Here is a 16,869-nt window from a genome sequence, read left to right on the forward strand (position 1 = left end):
TGTCTTTACTCCCGTGATTCAATTGGTAATTACCAGCTAGCCTTTTTCAAGCCTGGCACTTCACCGCGCATGGCGGCTTCACGCAGTTTGATACGGCTCAACCCAAACTTGCCCACATAACCATGTGGACGACCTGTTTGACGACAGCGGTTACGCTGACGAGACGGGCTGGAATCACGCGGCAGAGACTGCAGCTTGAGAACCGCATTCCAACGATCTTCGTCGGAAGCGTTCACATCAGAAATGATCGCTTTCAGTTCAGCGCGTTTAGCGAAGAATTTATCAGCTAAAGCTACGCGCTTTACTTCGCGTGCTTTCATTGATTGCTTAGCCATTCAGTAACCCTACCTTACTTGCGGAACGGGAAGTCAAAGGCAGCCAGCAGAGCACGGCCTTCTTCATCAGATTTCGCAGTAGTGGTAATGGTAATATCCAAACCACGCACGCGGTCGACTTTATCGTAGTCGATTTCTGGGAAGATGATCTGCTCACGGACACCCATGCTGTAGTTACCACGACCGTCGAAAGACTTAGCGGACAAGCCACGGAAGTCACGGATACGTGGAACAGCAATAGTGATCAGGCGCTCAAGGAACTCCCACATGCGTTCGCCACGCAGAGTTACTTTACAGCCGATCGGATAGCCCTGACGGATTTTGAAGCCTGCAACAGATTTGCGTGCTTTGGTGATCAGCGGTTTTTGACCGGAGATTGCTGTCAGGTCAGCTGCTGCGTTATCCAGCAGTTTCTTGTCAGCGATCGCTTCACCAACACCCATGTTCAGGGTGATCTTCTCGACCCGAGGGACTTGCATGACAGAATTGTAGTTAAACTCAGTCATGAGTTTGTTAACTACTTCGTCTTTGTAGTAATCATGCAGTTTCGCCATCGTACTACTCCAAATTACTTGATAGTTTCGCTGTTAGATTTGAAGAAACGGACTTTTTTACCGTCTTCGAATCTAAAGCCTACACGGTCAGCCTTACCGGTAGCCGCATTGAAGATTGCAACGTTAGAAACCTGAATAGCAGCTTCTTTTTCAACGATGCCGCCTGGTTGGTTCAGGGCCGGAACCGGCTTCTGATGTTTCTTAACCAGGTTAATACCTTCAACGACAAGTTTGCCGGAAGACAGAACATTTTTTACTTTACCGCGTTTACCTTTATCTTTACCGGTTAACACGATAACTTCGTCATCACGACGGATTTTCGCTGCCATGATTCGCTCCTTAGAGTACTTCTGGTGCCAGAGAGATAATTTTCATGAACTTCTCAGTACGAAGTTCACGAGTTACCGGCCCAAAGATACGCGTGCCGATAGGCTGCTCGCTGTTATTGTTTAAAATAACGCATGCATTACCATCGAAGCGAATGACAGAACCGTCAGGGCGACGAACACCCTTCTTGGTGCGCACCACTACCGCCTTCAGCACATCACCTTTTTTGACCTTACCACGTGGAATTGCTTCCTTGATGGTGATCTTGATGATGTCGCCTACGCCTGCGTAGCGACGGTGCGAGCCACCCAGAACCTTGATACACATTACGCGACGTGCACCGGAGTTGTCGGCGACGTTCAGCATAGTCTGTTCTTGGATCATTTTAGTGCTCCGCTAATGTCAACTACTACCTGAGACTCTAAAATCAGAGCCGTTAAAAAGCCCCATATCGAGGGCGCGGCATTATAACACCGCTTCTGCAATATGGGTAGAAAAAATAAACGGCTCATCGCTGAGCCGTTTATTCGTATTGAGAATGCGTACTCTATTACAGAACCGCTTTCTCTACAACGCGAACCAGCGTCCAGGACTTAGTCTTGGACAGTGGACGGCATTCACGGATTTCCACCTTGTCGCCGATACCACATTCGTTGTTCTCGTCATGTACGTGCAGTTTGGTCGTACGCTTGATGAATTTACCGTAGATCGGGTGTTTCACAAAACGTTCGATAGCTACAACAATGGATTTCTCCATTTTATCGCTAACAACGCGACCTTGCAGAGTACGGATTTTATCGGTCATTACGCACCCGCCTTCTGAGTCAGTAAAGTCTTAACGCGCGCAACATTGCGACGCACTTGCTTCAGCAGGTGAGTCTGTTGCAGCTGGCCACTTGCAGCCTGCATACGCAGGTTGAACTGCTCACGCAGCAGGTTCAGCAGCTCAGCGTTCAGCTCTTCAACGCTTTTTTCACGCAGCTCTTTTGCTTTCATTACATCACCGTCTTAGTTACAAAGGTGGTTTTGATAGGCAGTTTCGCTGCTGCCAGGCCGAAGGCTTCACGGGCCAGCTCTTCCGGAACACCGTCCATTTCATAAAGGACTTTGCCCGGTTGGATCAAGGCAACCCAGTACTCCACGTTACCTTTACCTTTACCCATACGAACTTCCAGTGGCTTCTCGGTGATCGGTTTGTCCGGGAATACACGGATCCAGATCTTACCTTGACGCTTAACTGCACGGGTCATTGCACGACGTGCTGCTTCGATCTGACGTGCAGTCAGACGACCACGGCCAACAGCTTTCAGACCGAAAGTGCCGAAGCTAACATCCGTACCCTGCGCCAGACCACGGTTGCGGCCTTTGTGCACTTTACGGAATTTTGTACGCTTTGGTTGTAACATCAGCGACGCTCCTTATTTACGGCCTTTACGCTGCTGCTTTTTAGGTTGAGCAGCCGGTTTTTCCGGTTGTTCAACAGCAGCCATACCACCCAGGATCTCACCTTTGAAGATCCATACCTTAACGCCGATTACACCGTAAGTGGTGTGCGCTTCAGAGGTGTTGTAGTCGATGTCAGCACGCAGAGTGTGCAGCGGTACGCGACCTTCGCGGTACCATTCGGTACGTGCGATTTCCGCGCCGCCCAGACGGCCGCTAACTTCAACTTTGATACCTTTAGCGCCCAGACGCATTGCGTTCTGTACAGCACGCTTCATAGCACGACGGAACATAACACGACGTTCCAGCTGAGAAGTGATGCTGTCAGCAACCAATTTAGCGTCCAGTTCAGGCTTACGAACTTCAGCGATATTGATCTGTGCAGGAACGCCAGCGATATCCGCTACGACCTTGCGCAGTTTTTCTACGTCTTCGCCTTTCTTACCGATAACGATGCCAGGGCGAGCAGTGTGAATAGTCACACGGATGCTCTTAGCTGGACGCTCGATAACGATACGAGATACAGACGCTTTAGCCAGTTCCTTAGTCAGGTACTGACGTACTTTAAAATCGCTGTCCAGGTTGTCAGCGAATTCTTTGGTGTTCGCAAACCAGGTAGAGTTCCATGGTTTTACAATACCCAGGCGAATACCATTAGGATGTACTTTCTGACCCATTGCTAGTCTCCAGAGTCTCAGCGATCGGACACAACCACAGTAATGTGGCTGGTGCGCTTCAGGATGCGATCTGCACGACCTTTCGCACGCGGCATAATGCGCTTCATGCTTGGGCCTTCATCTACGAAAATTTTCGCGACTTTCAGATCGTCGATGTCAGCGCCATCGTTGTGTTCAGCGTTAGCAATGGCAGATTCCAGTACTTTCTTGACCAATACCGCAGCTTTCTTGTTGGTATAGGTCAGGATGTCCAGGGCCTGCGACACTTTCTTACCGCGAATCAGGTCAGCAACAAGGCGAACCTTCTGTGCAGAAGAACGAGCATGGCGATGTTGAGCTAAAGTTTCCATCTCTTCCTCCTACCTTATTTCTTCTTCGCTTTTTTATCAGCAGCGTGGCCGCGATAAGTACGAGTCGGTGCGAATTCACCCAGTTTGTGACCAACCATTTCGTCGGTAACAAAGACTGGAACGTGCTGACGACCATTATGGACAGCGATGGTCAAACCGATCATGTTAGGAAAGATCGTTGAACGACGGGACCAAGTGCGCAGGGGCTTCTTGTCTCCGCTTTCCACCGCTTTCTCTACCTTCTTCAGCAAGTGCAGGTCAATAAAAGGACCTTTCTTGAGAGAACGTGGCATGGCTTATCCTCTAAAATTATTTGCTACGGCGACGTACGATAAATTTATCAGTACGCTTGTTGCTGCGGGTCTTCTTACCTTTGGTCTGAACGCCCCACGGAGTTACCGGGTGCTTACCAAAGTTACGACCTTCACCACCACCATGTGGGTGGTCGACTGGGTTCATCGCAGTACCGCGAACGGTAGGACGAACACCACGCCAGCGTGCAGCACCAGCTTTACCCAGAACGCGCAGCATATGCTCAGCATTGCCAACTTCGCCCAGAGTAGCGCGGCAGTCTGCTTCGACTTTACGCATTTCACCAGAACGCAGACGCAGGGTGACATAAGCACCGTCACGCGCAACGATCTGAACGTAAGTACCCGCGGAACGCGCCAGCTGACCGCCTTTACCTGGTTTCATTTCTACGTTATGAACGGTAGAACCAACCGGGATATTGCGCATCGGCAGGGTGTTGCCTGCTTTGATTGCAGCATCAACGCCAGACTGAATCTGGTCGCCAGCTTTCAGGCCTTTAGGGGCCAGGATGTAACGGCGTTCGCCATCTTTGTACAGAACCAGCGCGATGTTCGCGGAACGGTTCGGATCGTACTCAAGACGCTCAACAACTGCTGGGATACCGTCTTTGTTGCGTTTGAAGTCAACAATACGATAAGCCTGCTTGTGGCCACCACCGATGTGACGAGTGGTGATACGGCCATTGTTGTTACGACCACCGGATTTGCTGTTTTTTTCCAGCAACGGAGCAAAAGGTTTGCCCTTGTGCAGCTCAGGGTTAACCACTTTAACTACGTGGCGACGACCCGGAGATGTCGGTTTACATTTAACAACTGCCATTGTATTACTCCTCCGACTTACTCAGCGCCGCCAACGAAGTCCAGGTTCTGGCCTTCTTTCAGGGTGACGTAAGCTTTTTTCCAGTCGCTACGACGACCGATACGCTGTCCGTGACGTTTAACTTTCCCTTTAACTACCAGGGTGTTAACGACTTCGACTTCGACTTCAAACAGTTTCTGCACAGCAGCTTTGATCTCTGCTTTGGTCGCGTCTTTAGCAACTTTGAGAACGATGGTGTTTGTTTTTTCCATCGCAGTAGACGCTTTTTCAGAAACGTGCGGTGCGCGCAGCACCTTCAGCAGACGTTCTTCACGAATCATGCCAGCATCTCCTCAACTTGCTTAACAGCATCAGCAGTCATTACGACTTTGTCGAAGGCGATCAGGCTAACCGGGTCGATACCAGTCGCGTCGCGTACGTCAACCTTGTGCAGGTTACGCGCGGCCAGGAACAGGTTCTCGTCCAGCTCACCGGTGATGATCAGCACATCTTCCAGAGCCATGTCTTTCAGTTTCTGTGCCAGCAGCTTAGTTTTAGGCGCTTCAACAGAGAACTTCTCGACAACGATCAGACGATCCTGACGTACCAGTTCGGACAGAATGCTTTTCAGCGCGCCGCGGTACATCTTTTTGTTAACTTTTTGACTGTGGTCCTGTGGACGCGCAGCGAAGGTCACGCCACCTGAACGCCAGATCGGGCTCTTGATAGAACCTGAACGCGCACGGCCGGTACCTTTCTGGCGCCATGGCTTTTTGCCTGAACCAGTTACTTCAGCACGAGTCTTCTGAGCACGAGTACCCTGACGAGCACCAGCTGCATAAGCAACAACAACCTGGTGAACCAGCGCTTCGTTGAAATCACGACCGAAGGTAGTTTCGGAAACAGTCAGCGCGCTCTGCGCGTCTTTCAATACTAATTCCATTGCTATCCCCTTACGCCTTCACAGCTGGTTTAACGATCAGGTCGCTACCGGTTGCACCCGGGACCGCACCTTTAACCAGCAGCAGGTTGCGCTCAGCGTCAACACGTACTACGTCCAGGCTCTGAACGGTTACACGTTCGTTGCCCAGCTGACCTGCCATTTTCTTGCCTTTGAACACTTTGCCCGGAGTCTGGTTCTGACCGATAGAACCCGGAACGCGGTGAGACAAGGAGTTACCGTGAGTAGCGTCCTGGGTACGGAAGTTCCAGCGCTTAACGGTACCAGCAAAACCTTTACCTTTAGAGGTACCGGTTACGTCAACTTTTTTAACGTCAGCAAACAGCTCAACGCTAATGTCCTGACCTACGGTGAACTCTTCGCCTTCAGCAAGACGGAATTCCCACAGACCACGGCCAGCTTCAACGCCAGCTTTAGCGAAGTGACCCGCTTCTGGTTTGGTTACACGGTTAGCTTTTTTAGCACCAGTGGTAACCTGAATAGCGCGGTAGCCATCGTTAGCCAGATCTTTAACCTGAGTAACGCGGTTTGCTTCAACTTCGATTACGGTTACTGGGATAGAAACGCCATCTTCAGTGAAGATGCGGGTCATACCCACTTTTTTACCGACTAAACCAATCATTGTTTCAACCTCTCAATCGCTCGATGACCTGATTAACCCAGGCTGATCTGCACGTCTACACCGGCAGCCAGATCCAGACGCATCAGAGCATCAACGGTTTTCTCAGTTGGCTCAACGATGTCAACCAGACGCTTGTGAGTGCGGATTTCGTACTGATCACGCGCATCTTTGTTAACGTGCGGAGAGATCAGAACGGTAAAGCGCTCTTTGCGGGTCGGCAGCGGGATCGGACCACGGACTTGCGCACCAGTGCGCTTAGCAGTCTCGACGATTTCCGCGGTTGATTGATCGATCAGACGATGATCAAACGCTTTAAGGCGGATACGGATTCTTTGGTTCTGCATGAGACCAGAGCTCCAATTATTTTATAAACGAAAATGATTACTCCTCAAACCCATTACGATTGATGGGAGAGTGTAACCGTTCTTACGTAGCTCCCCAATTGGGAGCATTGTTGAGTAACAAAGTGAGCTACTCTGGTTCAGATTGAACCCGCCGTCAATTACGACAAGCCCGCGCATTATACGTAAATCAGAGAAAGACGCAAGTGCCGTTTAGAAATTAAGCGCCAAAGACGTACTATACGTAAGGCCGCGCAATTTTTTATGCAAAGTATCCCTTCTCAAATCTTTGTATGAAGCCGCTACGCAATTGCTGTTTTTACACATTGCCGGGCATGCAGATTATTACGAGTATGCGCTCAAACCATTTTGAGGCTCTCGCTATGCTACTGTCCCTCCCCTTTCTGTTGATCTATTTTGCGTTATCGGCCTTGCTTGTTCGCACCGATATCCGCACGGGGCTTCTTCCCGATAAATTTCTTTGCCCGCTGCTATGGACGGGCCTGCTCTACCAGCTTTGTCTCCATCCTGATTTTTTGCCGAGCGCGGTAGTGGGTGCGATGACAGGATATGCCGGATTCGCCATTATCTATTGGGGATACCGGCTCATCTGCCGACGTGAAGGGATGGGATATGGCGACATAAAATATCTGGCGGCGCTGGGGGCATGGCATGGCTGGTGTGTACTACCAATACTGGCATTAGTGGCCGCGTTAATGGCTCTGCTGTATCTGGTTGCTTTCTCGTTGTTTACCCCTGATAAGCAGGCATTAAAAAACCCACTGCCTTTTGGGCCATTTCTGGCGGCAGCGGGTTTATGCGTTGGCTGGGAAAGCCTGATTAACTTTCCACTTTGATCTGAGACTGAAGGTAGTTCTGTAGGCCAATTTTGCTAATGAGATCCAGTTCGGTCTCAAGCCAGTCGATGTGCCCTTCTTCATCGGCCAGGATCTGGATCATCATATCGCGGCTGACGTAGTCATGTACGCTGTCCGCATAGGCAATGGCTTCACGCAGATCTTTTGCACCCTCCAGCTCCAGCCGGAGATCAGAACGCAGCATCTCTTCGACATCTTCTCCGATGCCCAGTTTTCCGAGATCCTGTAGGTTAGGAATGCCTTCGAGGAATAAAATACGCTCAATGTATTTATCGGCGTGTTTCATTTCATCAATGGACTCATGGTATTCAACATCGTTGAGGCGAGTCAGTCCCCAGTTTTTAAACATTCTTGCATGGAGAAAATACTGATTGATTGCGACAAGCTCATTTCCCAATAATTTATTGAGATAACTTATGATTTTAACATCACCTTTCATTATATAGTCCCTCCGCTTCCACTCATTGAAGCGTAGATCGGGCTACGGGGATGTCAAAAAAAAGATAGAGGCTTACGCGATCTCTTTGAATTCCGGGATCTGCATCAGTTCGTCCTGCATGATCTCACGCGCTGCGCGAACGCATTTACCGCATTGATTTCCCACCGGAACAAACTTGCGAAGCTGCTGGAAAGATTGTGGTTGAAACTGGCGAACGGCCTGACGAATTTTTTTGTCGCTTACACCATTACATAAACAAACGTACATAAAGACTCCCGTTCAAAATATGCGCAAAGTGTAAGTGAGAATGGTTATGATTACAATAGCGCGGGCGTCGGAATACGTGGCGGGAGAAAGCAAAAAATGCGAATTTTTATGACAATGCCCCAACGGCAGAAAACAAAAAAGGACGCCGGAGCGTCCTTTTTATTTCAGGGATAATTAATTAGCCCAGAACTTTAGCAACAACGCCCGCGCCAACGGTACGGCCGCCTTCACGGATTGCGAAACGCAGACCGTCGTCCATCGCGATTGGGTGGATCAGCGTCACAACCATCTTGATGTTGTCGCCTGGCATTACCATCTCTACGCCTTCTGGCAGTTCGATGGTACCGGTCACGTCAGTTGTACGGAAGTAGAACTGTGGACGGTAGCCTTTGAAGAACGGAGTATGACGGCCGCCTTCGTCTTTGGACAGAATGTACACTTCAGATTCGAACTTGGTGTGTGGCTTGATTGAGCCTGGCTTCGCCAGAACCTGACCACGTTCGATTTCTTCACGTTTGATACCACGCAGCAGAACACCAACGTTCTCACCAGCACGGCCTTCGTCCAGCAGTTTGCGGAACATTTCAACGCCAGTACAGGTAGACTTCGCAGTCTCTTTGATACCAACGATTTCAACTTCTTCACCAACTTTGATGATACCGCGCTCTACACGACCGGTAACAACGGTACCACGACCGGAGATGGAGAATACGTCTTCGATTGGCAGCAGGAATGGCTTGTCAATCGCACGCTCTGGTTCTGGGATGTAAGAATCCAGGTAGCCAGCCAGTTCGATGATTTTCTCTTCCCACTCTGCTTCGCCTTCCAGCGCTTTCAGCGCGGAACCACGAACGATTGGAGTGTCGTCGCCTGGGAAATCGTACTGAGACAGCAGTTCACGAACTTCCATCTCTACCAGTTCCAGCAGCTCTTCGTCATCAACCATGTCACATTTGTTCAGGAACACGATGATGAAAGGAACGCCTACCTGACGACCCAGCAGGATGTGCTCACGAGTCTGAGGCATAGGGCCGTCAGTCGCAGCAACAACCAGGATCGCGCCGTCCATCTGCGCAGCACCGGTGATCATGTTTTTAACATAGTCGGCGTGGCCTGGGCAGTCTACGTGTGCGTAGTGGCGAGTCGGGGTGTCATACTCAACGTGAGAGGTGTTGATGGTGATACCACGAGCTTTTTCTTCTGGTGCGTTATCGATCTGGTCGAAAGCACGAGCAGCACCGCCGTAGGTTTTAGCCAGTACGGTGGTGATTGCAGCAGTCAGGGTAGTTTTACCATGGTCAACGTGGCCGATAGTACCAACGTTGACGTGCGGTTTTGTACGTTCAAATTTTTCTTTAGACACGGCTATATTCCTTACTATAGTGCTCTCCCCTTCGGAGAGAGCACGGGACTTAGGTTTTAATCCTGTGGATTACTTACCACGGGCTTCGATAACGGCCTGAGCAACGTTGTTCGGCGCATCATCATACTTCAGGAATTCCATAGTGTATGATGCACGACCTTTGGTCAGAGAACGCAGCTGAGTTGCATATCCGAACATTTCAGACAGCGGAACTTCAGCGTGGATCTTAACGCCAGTTACTTCGGATTCCTGACCACGCAGCATACCGCGACGACGGCTCAAGTCACCGATAACGTCACCGGTGTTCTCTTCAGGAGTTTCTACTTCAACCTTCATGATCGGCTCAAGCAGAACTGGTTTTGCTTTCTTAAAGCCTTCTTTAAAGGCAATAGACGCAGCCAGTTTAAACGCCAGTTCAGAGGAGTCAACGTCGTGGTAAGAACCGAAGTGCAGACGAACACCCATGTCTACAACCGGGTAACCAGCCAGAGGACCAGCTTTCAGCTGCTCCTGGATGCCTTTATCAACGGCAGGGATGTATTCGCCAGGAATTACACCACCTTTGATGTCGTTGATGAACTCGTAACCTTTAGGGTTAGAGCCCGGCTCCAGTGGGTACATGTCGATCACAACGTGACCGTACTGACCGCGACCACCAGACTGCTTAGCGTGTTTACCTTCAACATCGGTAACTTTCGCGCGAATCGCTTCGCGGTAAGCAACCTGAGGTTTACCCACGTTCGCTTCAACGTTGAATTCACGCTTCATACGGTCAACGATGATGTCCAGGTGCAGTTCACCCATACCAGCGATGATGGTCTGGTTAGATTCTTCATCAGTCCATACGCGGAATGATGGGTCTTCTTTCGCCAGACGGCCCAGAGCCAGACCCATTTTTTCCTGGTCAGCTTTGGTTTTTGGTTCAACTGCGATGGAGATTACCGGCTCAGGGAATTCCATACGCTCCAGAATGATCGGGTGATCCGGGTCACACAGGGTGTCACCAGTGGTCACGTCTTTCAGACCGATAGCAGCAGCGATGTCGCCCGCACGAACTTCTTTGATCTCTTCACGTTTGTTAGCGTGCATCTGTACGATACGGCCAAAACGTTCACGCGCCGCTTTCACGGAGTTCAGGATGGTGTCACCGGAGTTAACCACACCAGAGTAAACGCGGAAGAAGGTCAGGTTACCCACGAATGGGTCGGTAGCAATTTTGAACGCCAGTGCAGAGAACGGCTCGTCATCACTTGCGTGACGCTCAGCCGGAGTATCTTTACCGTCGTCCAGGATGCCGTTGATCGCAGGAACGTCAACCGGGGATGGCAGGTAGTCAACTACCGCATCCAGCATCGCCTGAACACCTTTGTTCTTGAACGCAGAACCACAGGTTACCAGGATGATTTCGTTGTTCAGAACGCGCTGACGCAGAGCAGATTTGATCTCTTGCTCAGACAGTTCTTCACCACCCAGGTATTTCTCCATCAGCTCTTCAGAAGCTTCTGCTGCGGATTCGATCAGGTTCTGGTGCCATTCGTCAGCCAGGTCCTGCATCTCTGCCGGGATATCTTCGTATTCGAAGGTAACGCCCGCATCTGCTTCGTTCCAGTTGATGGCTTTCATTTTCACCAGGTCGATAACGCCGGTGAAACCTTCTTCAGCACCAATTGCCAGCTGAAGCGGAACAGGGTTCGCGCCCAGACGGGTTTTGATCTGGCCAACAACTTTCAGGAAGTTAGCACCCATACGGTCCATTTTGTTAACGAACGCGATGCGTGGAACTTTATATTTGTTTGCCTGACGCCATACGGTTTCAGACTGTGGCTGAACACCACCAACTGCGCAATAAACCATTACCGCGCCGTCAAGAACACGCATGGAACGTTCTACTTCGATGGTGAAGTCAACGTGCCCTGGGGTGTCGATGATGTTTACGCGATGCGGTTCGTACTGCTTAGCCATACCTGACCAGAATGCAGTAGTCGCTGCGGAGGTGATAGTAATACCACGCTCCTGCTCCTGTTCCATCCAGTCCATGGTGGCTGCGCCGTCATGAACTTCACCGATTTTATGGTTTACACCGGTGTAGAACAGAATACGTTCGGTAGTAGTGGTTTTACCGGCGTCGATGTGCGCACTGATACCGATGTTACGGTAGCGTGCGATGGGTGTTGTACGAGCCATTTGATTCCTCGTTTATATCTTTAGGCGTTCAGTTAAGTTACCCAGAGCGGGCGGCTTCTCTGAAGCGCCCGCCTGGTGACTACGACTCCGAAGGGATTACCAACGGTAGTGTGCGAACGCCTTGTTGGCTTCTGCCATACGGTGAACGTCTTCACGTTTCTTAACTGCGGTACCTTTGTTTTCCGCAGCATCAGAAAGTTCGTTCGCCAGACGCAGAGCCATGGATTTATCACCGCGTTTACGAGCAGCTTCAACGATCCAACGCATTGCCAGAGCATTACGACGAACCGGACGAACTTCAACTGGAACCTGATAAGTAGAACCACCAACGCGGCGAGACTTAACTTCTACAGTCGGGCGCACGTTGTCGAGAGCGACTTCGAAGGCTTCCAGTTCATTTTTACCAGAACGCTGAGCCAGGGTCTCCAGCGCGCTGTATACGATTGCTTCTGCGGTAGATTTTTTACCATCTACCATCAGGATATTTACAAATTTTGCCAGCAGTTCTGATCCGAATTTCGGATCTGGAAGAATTTTACGCTGACCAATGACGCGACGACGTGGCATGGGATTACTCCGTTGTTAATTCAGGATTGTCCAAAACTCTACGAGTTTAGTTTGACATTAAGATAAATCAGTTTGGCCTTACTTAACGGAGAACCATTAAGCCTTAGGACGCTTCACGCCGTACTTGGAGCGAGCCTGCTTACGGTCTTTAACACCTGAGCAGTCCAGCGCACCACGAACGGTGTGGTAACGAACACCCGGAAGGTCTTTAACACGACCGCCACGGATCAGGATCACGGAGTGCTCCTGAAGGTTGTGACCTTCACCACCGATGTAGGAAGTCACTTCGAAACCGTTAGTCAAACGCACACGGCATACTTTACGCAGTGCGGAGTTTGGTTTTTTAGGAGTGGTGGTATATACACGAGTACATACGCCACGTTTCTGCGGGCAGGCTTCCAGCGCAGGCACGTTGCTTTTTGCAACTTTGCGTGCACGTGGTTTGCGTACCAGCTGGTTAACTGTTGCCATTAAATAGCTCCTGGTTTTAGCTTTTGCTTCGTAAACACGTAATAAAACGACCTCATACAATATGAGGACGCGAAATTTTAGGGCTACGTCGAAAAGGTGTCAAGAAATATACAGCGATCTCAAATCACCAGTTCATTTGACTGGCGTGCGTCACAGTAAGATTGACGAAATCAGTATAGCCAACCACGTCAATTTTGGCTGAAATTTGACCAGAAAGACCCCGCGCATCCAGATCCTCTTTCAGCGCAGAGACTGTTATGGGGGCATTAGCGAGGATTTCAACAAAACGGCTGCCTTCAAGCGCCGCAAGCACGCCATCCTGAATCAGCAGCAGATCATCACCTTCGCGCAGCATGCTCAGTAACGTGTCGATATCGCATTGCCACGGTGAACGGCTCAGGGTATGGAGCATGACAGCCTCAGAAAGTCAGAACGGTATCGTAGTGAGAGAGTTGTTCGCGCAGCGCAGCAGATGTCAGGATCGTCACGTCCAGCACGAACGGTGTTTTCTCGTTTAACCCACGCGCGGCCAGCGAGTCGGCGCACACATAGAAGGTTTCAATGTCATAGAGCGGCAGAACTTTGAAGGTCGCAATGTAGTCGCGCGCAAGAATGGCCTGCGGTTGTTGGCCTGCCAGAAGCTGGAATACGCCATCGCCTAAAAAGAAGACGCCGATATCTTCGGTTAAAGCCGATGTCGCGAGCAATGCATCCAGCCCTTCCCGGCCTGAAGCGCTGCCATGCGGCGCAGAAGTAAAAACAAACGCTACGCGCTTCATCAAAATTGCACCACTCTGTCGCAGGTCAACGCCGCCTGTGCCAGGGCACCCAGTCCGCTGAGCGAAAAGCCCGGTTGCAGGTTAGCCCCCGCCAGACCAAGGCGTTCGGCTTCGGTCGCATTCGTCACGCCGCGACGCAGTGCCGCCGCGACGCAGATATGCAGGTCAACGCCCTGCGTTTCGTTTAATTTTTGCCAGGCGCGCACGAGGTCAAACTCATCGCTCGCCGGAGACGTAAACTGGTTCGCGTTATATACGCCTTCGCGATAAAAGAAGACGCTTGCCAGTTCATGACCGGCATCAAGCAGCGCATGGGCAAACTGTAGCGCGCTGCTGGCCTGCTGGGTACCGTACGCCGGGCCCGTCACCATTAACGCAAAACGCATTACTTGTCTTGTCCCAGGAAGTCGCCGCTTTTGAACTGGCGAATATAGAGGTAAACCGTGTGTTTGGAGATATTCAGGCGATCGGCCACCTGGTTGATGGCATCTTTGATATCAAAAATCCCTTTCTCATAGAGGTTCAGGACGATCTGACGATTCTTGGCGTTGTTGGATACGTTGCGATCGGCATTCACCTCTTCAATGGTGAACTCCAGCGTCTGGGTCACGAGATCCTCAACCGAAGAAGCAAAGTTCACCGATGAGCCCACGTCCGGCGTTTCGGGCGGGATGAAGGTGCTCATGATTTGCGAGAATGGCACATCAAGGTTCATGTTGATGCACAGCAAACCGATTACCCGGTGTTCGCGATTTCGAATCGCGATCGTTTCTGATTTCATCAGCACGCCACTTTTGGCGCGGGTGAAATAGCATTTTGAGACGCTGCTGTCCGCGCCGGTCATGTCATGCAACATACGCAATGCAAGGTCGGTGATTGGCGAACCAATTTTACGGCCAGTGTGCTCACCATTCGCAATGCGGATAGCGGAACACTTAAGATCTTGCAGGGAATGCAATACGATTTCGCAGTGGGAACCAATGAGCATCGCTAACCCGTCCACTACCGCTTCGTAGGATTTCAGAATATCGAAGTCGGTCTGGTCAAATGGACGTTGATCCAGCAAATCAAGTTCACTGGTTTCGTTGGTTAAAAGCGACCTGGACATGAAAAAAACACTCCTTTTCAGGAGCCTGTCGTTAGGTTTTCAGGGCAGGCTCATTATCTACACGGACAACTAAATTAATACAGCGTGTATAACGCTTTCCAGTGTTAATTATATCTGCCCCACAATAAAAAAACCGCCGCCTGTAAAGGCGGCGGTTTTTTTCAGGATTACTTCTTAGCTGCTGCGGCTTTGTCGTCAGCCGGTGCGTCTGTTTTCGCATCCGCTTTCGGCGCCGGTTTGATGTCCAGCAGTTCTACATCAAATACCAGCGTGGAGTTAGCCGGGATACCCGGAACGCCGGTTTTGCCGTAAGCCAGATCCGGTGGGATGACCAGCTTGATTTTACCGCCTTTCTTGATGTTCTTCAGGCCTTCGGTCCAGCCCGGGATCACACCATCCAGACGGAAGGAGAGAGGCTCACCGCGGGTATAAGAGTTATCGAACTCTTTACCGTCGATCAGCGTACCTTTGTAGTTCACCACAACGGTGTCGCTGTCTTTAGGCGCGTCGCCGGTACCTTCTTTCTCAACTTTATAGATCAGGCCAGTAGAAGAGGTTTTAACGCCTTTCTCTTTAGCGAACTTGTCGCGGTAGGCTTTGCCTTTCGCTTCGTTATCTTTAGCGTCTGCTTCCATCTTGGTCTGAGCGGCGCCTTTCACGCGCGCTTCAAACGCTTGCAGAGTCTGCTCGATTTCCTGGTCAGACAGTTTGCTCTTGTCTGCGAACGCATCCTGAACCCCTGCGATCAGCTGGTTTTTGTCCAGTTTGATGCCCAGTTTCTCTTGTTCTTTCAGAGAGTTTTCCATGTAACGACCCAGAGACGCGCCAAGTGCGTAGGCGGATTTCTGGTCGTCATTTTTGAATGCCGCTTTGCTGTCTGTAGTCGCAGCAGGCTTCGCAGCAGTATCAGCAGCGAAAGACAGCGGCGCATTGAGCGCTACAGCCATAGTGGTCGCCAGCAGCGTAACTTTAAACAGTGATTTCATCCATATCTCCAGGACCTGAGGTCTCTCACCCCAGTGTTAAACGTAAATGAGTGACGTACTATAAAACGTTGTGGAAGAAATCTACAGACAGACTCCCCCGAATGTCGCTTCTTTTCAGACTATTTTTGTTTAAATAAGTTTCTTGTCAGGGAGATGGATACTGTACTTAAGGAAAAAGTCAGCTAAACTTCGCCGCCGCTGGTCCATTATGGCGAATGAGAGATAAACGAGGTGAATGATGAAGGATACAACGATCGAAGCGAGACTGGCTGAGCTGGAAAGCCGCCTGGCTTTTCAGGACATCACCATCGAAGAACTGAACCAGACCGTGACGGCCCATGAGCTTGAAATGGCAAAACTGCGCGATCACATGCGCCTGCTGACGGAAAAGCTGAAGGCCACGCAGCCGTCAAACATTGCCTCTCAGTCAGAAGAGACGCCACCACCTCATTATTGAGGCGTAAAAAAAGCGGGATTATCCCGCTTTTTTATTTTCCGGAGTACGGAATCAGTGGCAACCGCAGCCGCCGTTACCGCAACCACCTTTACCGTGGCCGTGGTCATGACCATGGTCGTGGCCGTGACCACCGCAGCAGCCGTCGTGGCCGTGATCGTGGTCATGGTCGTGACCGTGCGCACCGTGAACGTGGCCATGAGCCAGCTCTTCTTCGGTCGCTTCACGGATCGCAACAACTTCTACGTTGAACTTCAGGTTCTGACCCGCCAGCATGTGGTTGCCGTCAACCACAACGTGGTCGTCTTCCACTTCAGTGATTTCAACCGGAACCGGACCCTGGTCAGTTTCCGCCAGGAAGCGCATGCCAACCTGCAACTCGTCGACGCCCATGAATACGTCTTTAGGAACGCGCTGAACCAGGTTGTCATCATACTGACCGTAAGCGTCGTTCGCGCCTACAGCAACGTCGAATTTGTCGCCAACTTCATGGCCTTCCAGCGCCGTTTCCAGGCCGGAAATCAGGGAACCGTGACCATGCAGGTAGTCCAGCGGCGCACTCACCGGAGACTCATCAACCAACACACCGTCTTCTGTACGTACCTGATAGGCCAGGCTGACCACCAGGTCTTTTGCTACTTTCATGATATCTC

29 protein-coding genes are annotated in these 16,869 nt (G+C 50.7%); 2 read left to right on the forward strand and 27 right to left on the reverse strand.

Going from position 1 to position 16,869, the window contains the following annotated elements:
- Positions 1–29: 29 nt before the first annotated feature.
- From rpsN to rpsJ, 15 genes are all read right to left on the reverse strand, one after another.
- Positions 30–335, reverse strand: coding sequence for a 30S ribosomal protein S14 (gene rpsN, locus RS584_RS21115; protein WP_003863291.1), 306 nt, complete (start codon positions 333–335; stop codon positions 30–32).
- A 14-nt stretch (positions 336–349) separates the two neighbouring features.
- A complete protein-coding gene (gene rplE, locus RS584_RS21120) occupies positions 350–889 on the reverse strand; it encodes a 50S ribosomal protein L5 (protein ID WP_003863290.1) in 540 nt (179 codons plus the stop codon).
- A 14-nt stretch (positions 890–903) separates the two neighbouring features.
- Positions 904–1,218: a 50S ribosomal protein L24 gene (gene rplX, locus RS584_RS21125; RefSeq protein ID WP_003863287.1), complete on the reverse strand. Its 315-nt coding sequence runs from the start codon at positions 1,216–1,218 to the stop codon at positions 904–906.
- Between the two features lie 10 nt (positions 1,219–1,228).
- A complete protein-coding gene (gene rplN / locus RS584_RS21130; RefSeq protein WP_002919748.1) occupies positions 1,229–1,600 on the reverse strand; it encodes a 50S ribosomal protein L14 in 372 nt (123 codons plus the stop codon).
- A gap of 166 nt (positions 1,601–1,766) precedes the next feature.
- Positions 1,767–2,021 (reverse strand): 30S ribosomal protein S17, encoded by a 255-nt coding sequence (rpsQ, locus tag RS584_RS21135; RefSeq protein ID WP_002438707.1) that lies wholly within the window; start codon positions 2,019–2,021, stop codon positions 1,767–1,769.
- Positions 2,021–2,212: a 50S ribosomal protein L29 gene (gene rpmC, locus RS584_RS21140; RefSeq protein ID WP_003863282.1), complete on the reverse strand. Its 192-nt coding sequence runs from the start codon at positions 2,210–2,212 to the stop codon at positions 2,021–2,023. The genes rpsQ and rpmC overlap by 1 nt, the downstream gene beginning before the upstream one ends.
- The gene (rplP, locus tag RS584_RS21145; RefSeq protein WP_002919759.1) at positions 2,212–2,622 is read right to left on the reverse strand and encodes a 50S ribosomal protein L16; all 411 of its coding nucleotides are present in this window, start codon (positions 2,620–2,622) and stop codon (positions 2,212–2,214) included. Before rplP ends, rpmC begins: the two co-directional genes overlap by 1 nt.
- Before the next feature lie 12 nt (positions 2,623–2,634).
- Positions 2,635–3,336, reverse strand: coding sequence for a 30S ribosomal protein S3 (gene rpsC / locus RS584_RS21150; RefSeq protein ID WP_000529945.1), 702 nt, complete (start codon positions 3,334–3,336; stop codon positions 2,635–2,637).
- Positions 3,337–3,353: 17 nt separating this feature from the next.
- Positions 3,354–3,686: a 50S ribosomal protein L22 gene (rplV, locus tag RS584_RS21155; protein WP_002919773.1), complete on the reverse strand. Its 333-nt coding sequence runs from the start codon at positions 3,684–3,686 to the stop codon at positions 3,354–3,356.
- Between the two features lie 14 nt (positions 3,687–3,700).
- Positions 3,701–3,979, reverse strand: coding sequence for a 30S ribosomal protein S19 (rpsS, locus tag RS584_RS21160; RefSeq protein ID WP_001138117.1), 279 nt, complete (start codon positions 3,977–3,979; stop codon positions 3,701–3,703).
- A 16-nt stretch (positions 3,980–3,995) separates the two neighbouring features.
- Positions 3,996–4,817 (reverse strand): 50S ribosomal protein L2, encoded by an 822-nt coding sequence (gene rplB, locus RS584_RS21165; protein ID WP_000301859.1) that lies wholly within the window; start codon positions 4,815–4,817, stop codon positions 3,996–3,998.
- A gap of 17 nt (positions 4,818–4,834) precedes the next feature.
- Positions 4,835–5,137: a 50S ribosomal protein L23 gene (rplW, locus tag RS584_RS21170; protein ID WP_000617546.1), complete on the reverse strand. Its 303-nt coding sequence runs from the start codon at positions 5,135–5,137 to the stop codon at positions 4,835–4,837.
- Positions 5,134–5,739, reverse strand: a complete 606-nt coding sequence (gene rplD / locus RS584_RS21175) for a 50S ribosomal protein L4 (RefSeq protein WP_000424395.1) — start codon at positions 5,737–5,739, stop codon at positions 5,134–5,136. Before rplD ends, rplW begins: the two co-directional genes overlap by 4 nt.
- 10 nt (positions 5,740–5,749) lie before the next feature.
- Complete coding sequence (gene rplC, locus RS584_RS21180; protein ID WP_003863274.1) at positions 5,750–6,379, reverse strand: 50S ribosomal protein L3; 630 nt, start codon at positions 6,377–6,379, stop codon at positions 5,750–5,752.
- A 32-nt stretch (positions 6,380–6,411) separates the two neighbouring features.
- Positions 6,412–6,723: a 30S ribosomal protein S10 gene (gene rpsJ, locus RS584_RS21185; RefSeq protein WP_001181005.1), complete on the reverse strand. Its 312-nt coding sequence runs from the start codon at positions 6,721–6,723 to the stop codon at positions 6,412–6,414.
- Positions 6,724–7,103: 380 nt separating this feature from the next.
- Between rpsJ and RS584_RS21190 the strand changes: the two genes are divergently transcribed.
- Entirely contained in the window at positions 7,104–7,577 is a 474-nt protein-coding gene (locus RS584_RS21190) for a prepilin peptidase (protein ID WP_017383731.1), read from the forward strand.
- On the opposite strand, the gene bfr is transcribed toward RS584_RS21190, so the two are convergent.
- The 11 genes from bfr to fkpA form a co-directional block, all read right to left on the reverse strand.
- Complete coding sequence (bfr, locus tag RS584_RS21195) at positions 7,561–8,037, reverse strand: bacterioferritin (RefSeq protein WP_003863270.1); 477 nt, start codon at positions 8,035–8,037, stop codon at positions 7,561–7,563. The genes RS584_RS21190 and bfr overlap by 17 nt on opposite strands.
- Positions 8,038–8,109: 72 nt before the next feature.
- Positions 8,110–8,304, reverse strand: coding sequence for a bacterioferritin-associated ferredoxin (gene bfd / locus RS584_RS21200; protein ID WP_003863268.1), 195 nt, complete (start codon positions 8,302–8,304; stop codon positions 8,110–8,112).
- A 178-nt stretch (positions 8,305–8,482) separates the two neighbouring features.
- Positions 8,483–9,667, reverse strand: a complete 1,185-nt coding sequence (gene tuf, locus RS584_RS21205) for an elongation factor Tu (protein ID WP_017693880.1) — start codon at positions 9,665–9,667, stop codon at positions 8,483–8,485.
- A 69-nt stretch (positions 9,668–9,736) separates the two neighbouring features.
- Positions 9,737–11,851, reverse strand: a complete 2,115-nt coding sequence (gene fusA, locus RS584_RS21210; protein ID WP_006812195.1) for an elongation factor G — start codon at positions 11,849–11,851, stop codon at positions 9,737–9,739.
- A 96-nt stretch (positions 11,852–11,947) separates the two neighbouring features.
- Positions 11,948–12,418 (reverse strand): 30S ribosomal protein S7, encoded by a 471-nt coding sequence (rpsG, locus tag RS584_RS21215; protein ID WP_003861706.1) that lies wholly within the window; start codon positions 12,416–12,418, stop codon positions 11,948–11,950.
- A gap of 96 nt (positions 12,419–12,514) precedes the next feature.
- On the reverse strand, positions 12,515–12,889 hold the full coding sequence (gene rpsL / locus RS584_RS21220; protein ID WP_000246815.1) for a 30S ribosomal protein S12: 375 nt from the start codon (positions 12,887–12,889) through the stop codon (positions 12,515–12,517).
- Positions 12,890–13,013: 124 nt separating this feature from the next.
- Positions 13,014–13,301, reverse strand: coding sequence for a sulfurtransferase complex subunit TusB (tusB, locus tag RS584_RS21225; RefSeq protein ID WP_015571409.1), 288 nt, complete (start codon positions 13,299–13,301; stop codon positions 13,014–13,016).
- A 7-nt stretch (positions 13,302–13,308) separates the two neighbouring features.
- Positions 13,309–13,668 carry a sulfurtransferase complex subunit TusC gene (gene tusC, locus RS584_RS21230; protein WP_003861700.1) on the reverse strand — a complete coding sequence of 120 codons (360 nt, stop codon included), beginning with the start codon at positions 13,666–13,668 and terminating at the stop codon, positions 13,309–13,311.
- Positions 13,668–14,054, reverse strand: coding sequence for a sulfurtransferase complex subunit TusD (gene tusD / locus RS584_RS21235; RefSeq protein WP_315748587.1), 387 nt, complete (start codon positions 14,052–14,054; stop codon positions 13,668–13,670). The genes tusC and tusD overlap by 1 nt, the downstream gene beginning before the upstream one ends.
- Entirely contained in the window at positions 14,054–14,776 is a 723-nt protein-coding gene (locus RS584_RS21240) for a transcriptional regulator (protein WP_003861697.1), read from the reverse strand. The genes tusD and RS584_RS21240 overlap by 1 nt, the downstream gene beginning before the upstream one ends.
- A gap of 167 nt (positions 14,777–14,943) precedes the next feature.
- Positions 14,944–15,762 (reverse strand): FKBP-type peptidyl-prolyl cis-trans isomerase, encoded by an 819-nt coding sequence (gene fkpA, locus RS584_RS21245; protein WP_003861695.1) that lies wholly within the window; start codon positions 15,760–15,762, stop codon positions 14,944–14,946.
- A 238-nt stretch (positions 15,763–16,000) separates the two neighbouring features.
- Here fkpA and RS584_RS21250 point away from each other — a divergent pair, with 238 nt between their 5' ends.
- The gene (locus tag RS584_RS21250) at positions 16,001–16,219 is read left to right on the forward strand and encodes a protein SlyX (RefSeq protein ID WP_003861693.1); all 219 of its coding nucleotides are present in this window, start codon (positions 16,001–16,003) and stop codon (positions 16,217–16,219) included.
- A gap of 51 nt (positions 16,220–16,270) precedes the next feature.
- Here the strand turns inward: RS584_RS21250 and slyD are convergent, their stop codons facing one another.
- The gene (slyD, locus tag RS584_RS21255; RefSeq protein WP_003861691.1) at positions 16,271–16,861 is read right to left on the reverse strand and encodes a peptidylprolyl isomerase; all 591 of its coding nucleotides are present in this window, start codon (positions 16,859–16,861) and stop codon (positions 16,271–16,273) included.
- Between the last annotated feature and the right edge of the window lie 8 nt (positions 16,862–16,869).

This window comes from Enterobacter sp. DTU_2021_1002640_1_SI_PRY_ASU_LCPMC_013 (genome assembly GCF_032389435.1).
In the GTDB taxonomy this organism is placed as follows: Bacteria; Pseudomonadota; Gammaproteobacteria; order Enterobacterales; family Enterobacteriaceae; genus Enterobacter; species Enterobacter hormaechei_C.

Coding starts and splice junctions, on each gene's coding strand:
- rpsN (WP_003863291.1), bottom strand. CDS start 335: ATGGCTAAGCAATCAATGAAAGCACGCGAAGTAAAGCGCGTAGCTTTA.
- rplE (WP_003863290.1), bottom strand. CDS start 889: ATGGCGAAACTGCATGATTACTACAAAGACGAAGTAGTTAACAAACTC.
- rplX (WP_003863287.1), bottom strand. CDS start 1,218: ATGGCAGCGAAAATCCGTCGTGATGACGAAGTTATCGTGTTAACCGGT.
- rplN (WP_002919748.1), bottom strand. CDS start 1,600: ATGATCCAAGAACAGACTATGCTGAACGTCGCCGACAACTCCGGTGCA.
- rpsQ (WP_002438707.1), bottom strand. CDS start 2,021: ATGACCGATAAAATCCGTACTCTGCAAGGTCGCGTTGTTAGCGATAAA.
- rpmC (WP_003863282.1), bottom strand. CDS start 2,212: ATGAAAGCAAAAGAGCTGCGTGAAAAAAGCGTTGAAGAGCTGAACGCT.
- rplP (WP_002919759.1), bottom strand. CDS start 2,622: ATGTTACAACCAAAGCGTACAAAATTCCGTAAAGTGCACAAAGGCCGC.
- rpsC (WP_000529945.1), bottom strand. CDS start 3,336: ATGGGTCAGAAAGTACATCCTAATGGTATTCGCCTGGGTATTGTAAAA.
- rplV (WP_002919773.1), bottom strand. CDS start 3,686: ATGGAAACTTTAGCTCAACATCGCCATGCTCGTTCTTCTGCACAGAAG.
- rpsS (WP_001138117.1), bottom strand. CDS start 3,979: ATGCCACGTTCTCTCAAGAAAGGTCCTTTTATTGACCTGCACTTGCTG.
- rplB (WP_000301859.1), bottom strand. CDS start 4,817: ATGGCAGTTGTTAAATGTAAACCGACATCTCCGGGTCGTCGCCACGTA.
- rplW (WP_000617546.1), bottom strand. CDS start 5,137: ATGATTCGTGAAGAACGTCTGCTGAAGGTGCTGCGCGCACCGCACGTT.
- rplD (WP_000424395.1), bottom strand. CDS start 5,739: ATGGAATTAGTATTGAAAGACGCGCAGAGCGCGCTGACTGTTTCCGAA.
- rplC (WP_003863274.1), bottom strand. CDS start 6,379: ATGATTGGTTTAGTCGGTAAAAAAGTGGGTATGACCCGCATCTTCACT.
- rpsJ (WP_001181005.1), bottom strand. CDS start 6,723: ATGCAGAACCAAAGAATCCGTATCCGCCTTAAAGCGTTTGATCATCGT.
- RS584_RS21190 (WP_017383731.1), top strand. CDS start 7,104: ATGCTACTGTCCCTCCCCTTTCTGTTGATCTATTTTGCGTTATCGGCC.
- bfr (WP_003863270.1), bottom strand. CDS start 8,037: ATGAAAGGTGATGTTAAAATCATAAGTTATCTCAATAAATTATTGGGA.
- bfd (WP_003863268.1), bottom strand. CDS start 8,304: ATGTACGTTTGTTTATGTAATGGTGTAAGCGACAAAAAAATTCGTCAG.
- fusA (WP_006812195.1), bottom strand. CDS start 11,851: ATGGCTCGTACAACACCCATCGCACGCTACCGTAACATCGGTATCAGT.
- rpsG (WP_003861706.1), bottom strand. CDS start 12,418: ATGCCACGTCGTCGCGTCATTGGTCAGCGTAAAATTCTTCCAGATCCG.
- rpsL (WP_000246815.1), bottom strand. CDS start 12,889: ATGGCAACAGTTAACCAGCTGGTACGCAAACCACGTGCACGCAAAGTT.
- tusB (WP_015571409.1), bottom strand. CDS start 13,301: ATGCTCCATACCCTGAGCCGTTCACCGTGGCAATGCGATATCGACACG.
- tusC (WP_003861700.1), bottom strand. CDS start 13,668: ATGAAGCGCGTAGCGTTTGTTTTTACTTCTGCGCCGCATGGCAGCGCT.
- tusD (WP_315748587.1), bottom strand. CDS start 14,054: ATGCGTTTTGCGTTAATGGTGACGGGCCCGGCGTACGGTACCCAGCAG.
- RS584_RS21240 (WP_003861697.1), bottom strand. CDS start 14,776: ATGTCCAGGTCGCTTTTAACCAACGAAACCAGTGAACTTGATTTGCTG.
- fkpA (WP_003861695.1), bottom strand. CDS start 15,762: ATGAAATCACTGTTTAAAGTTACGCTGCTGGCGACCACTATGGCTGTA.
- RS584_RS21250 (WP_003861693.1), top strand. CDS start 16,001: ATGAAGGATACAACGATCGAAGCGAGACTGGCTGAGCTGGAAAGCCGC.
- slyD (WP_003861691.1), bottom strand. CDS start 16,861: ATGAAAGTAGCAAAAGACCTGGTGGTCAGCCTGGCCTATCAGGTACGT.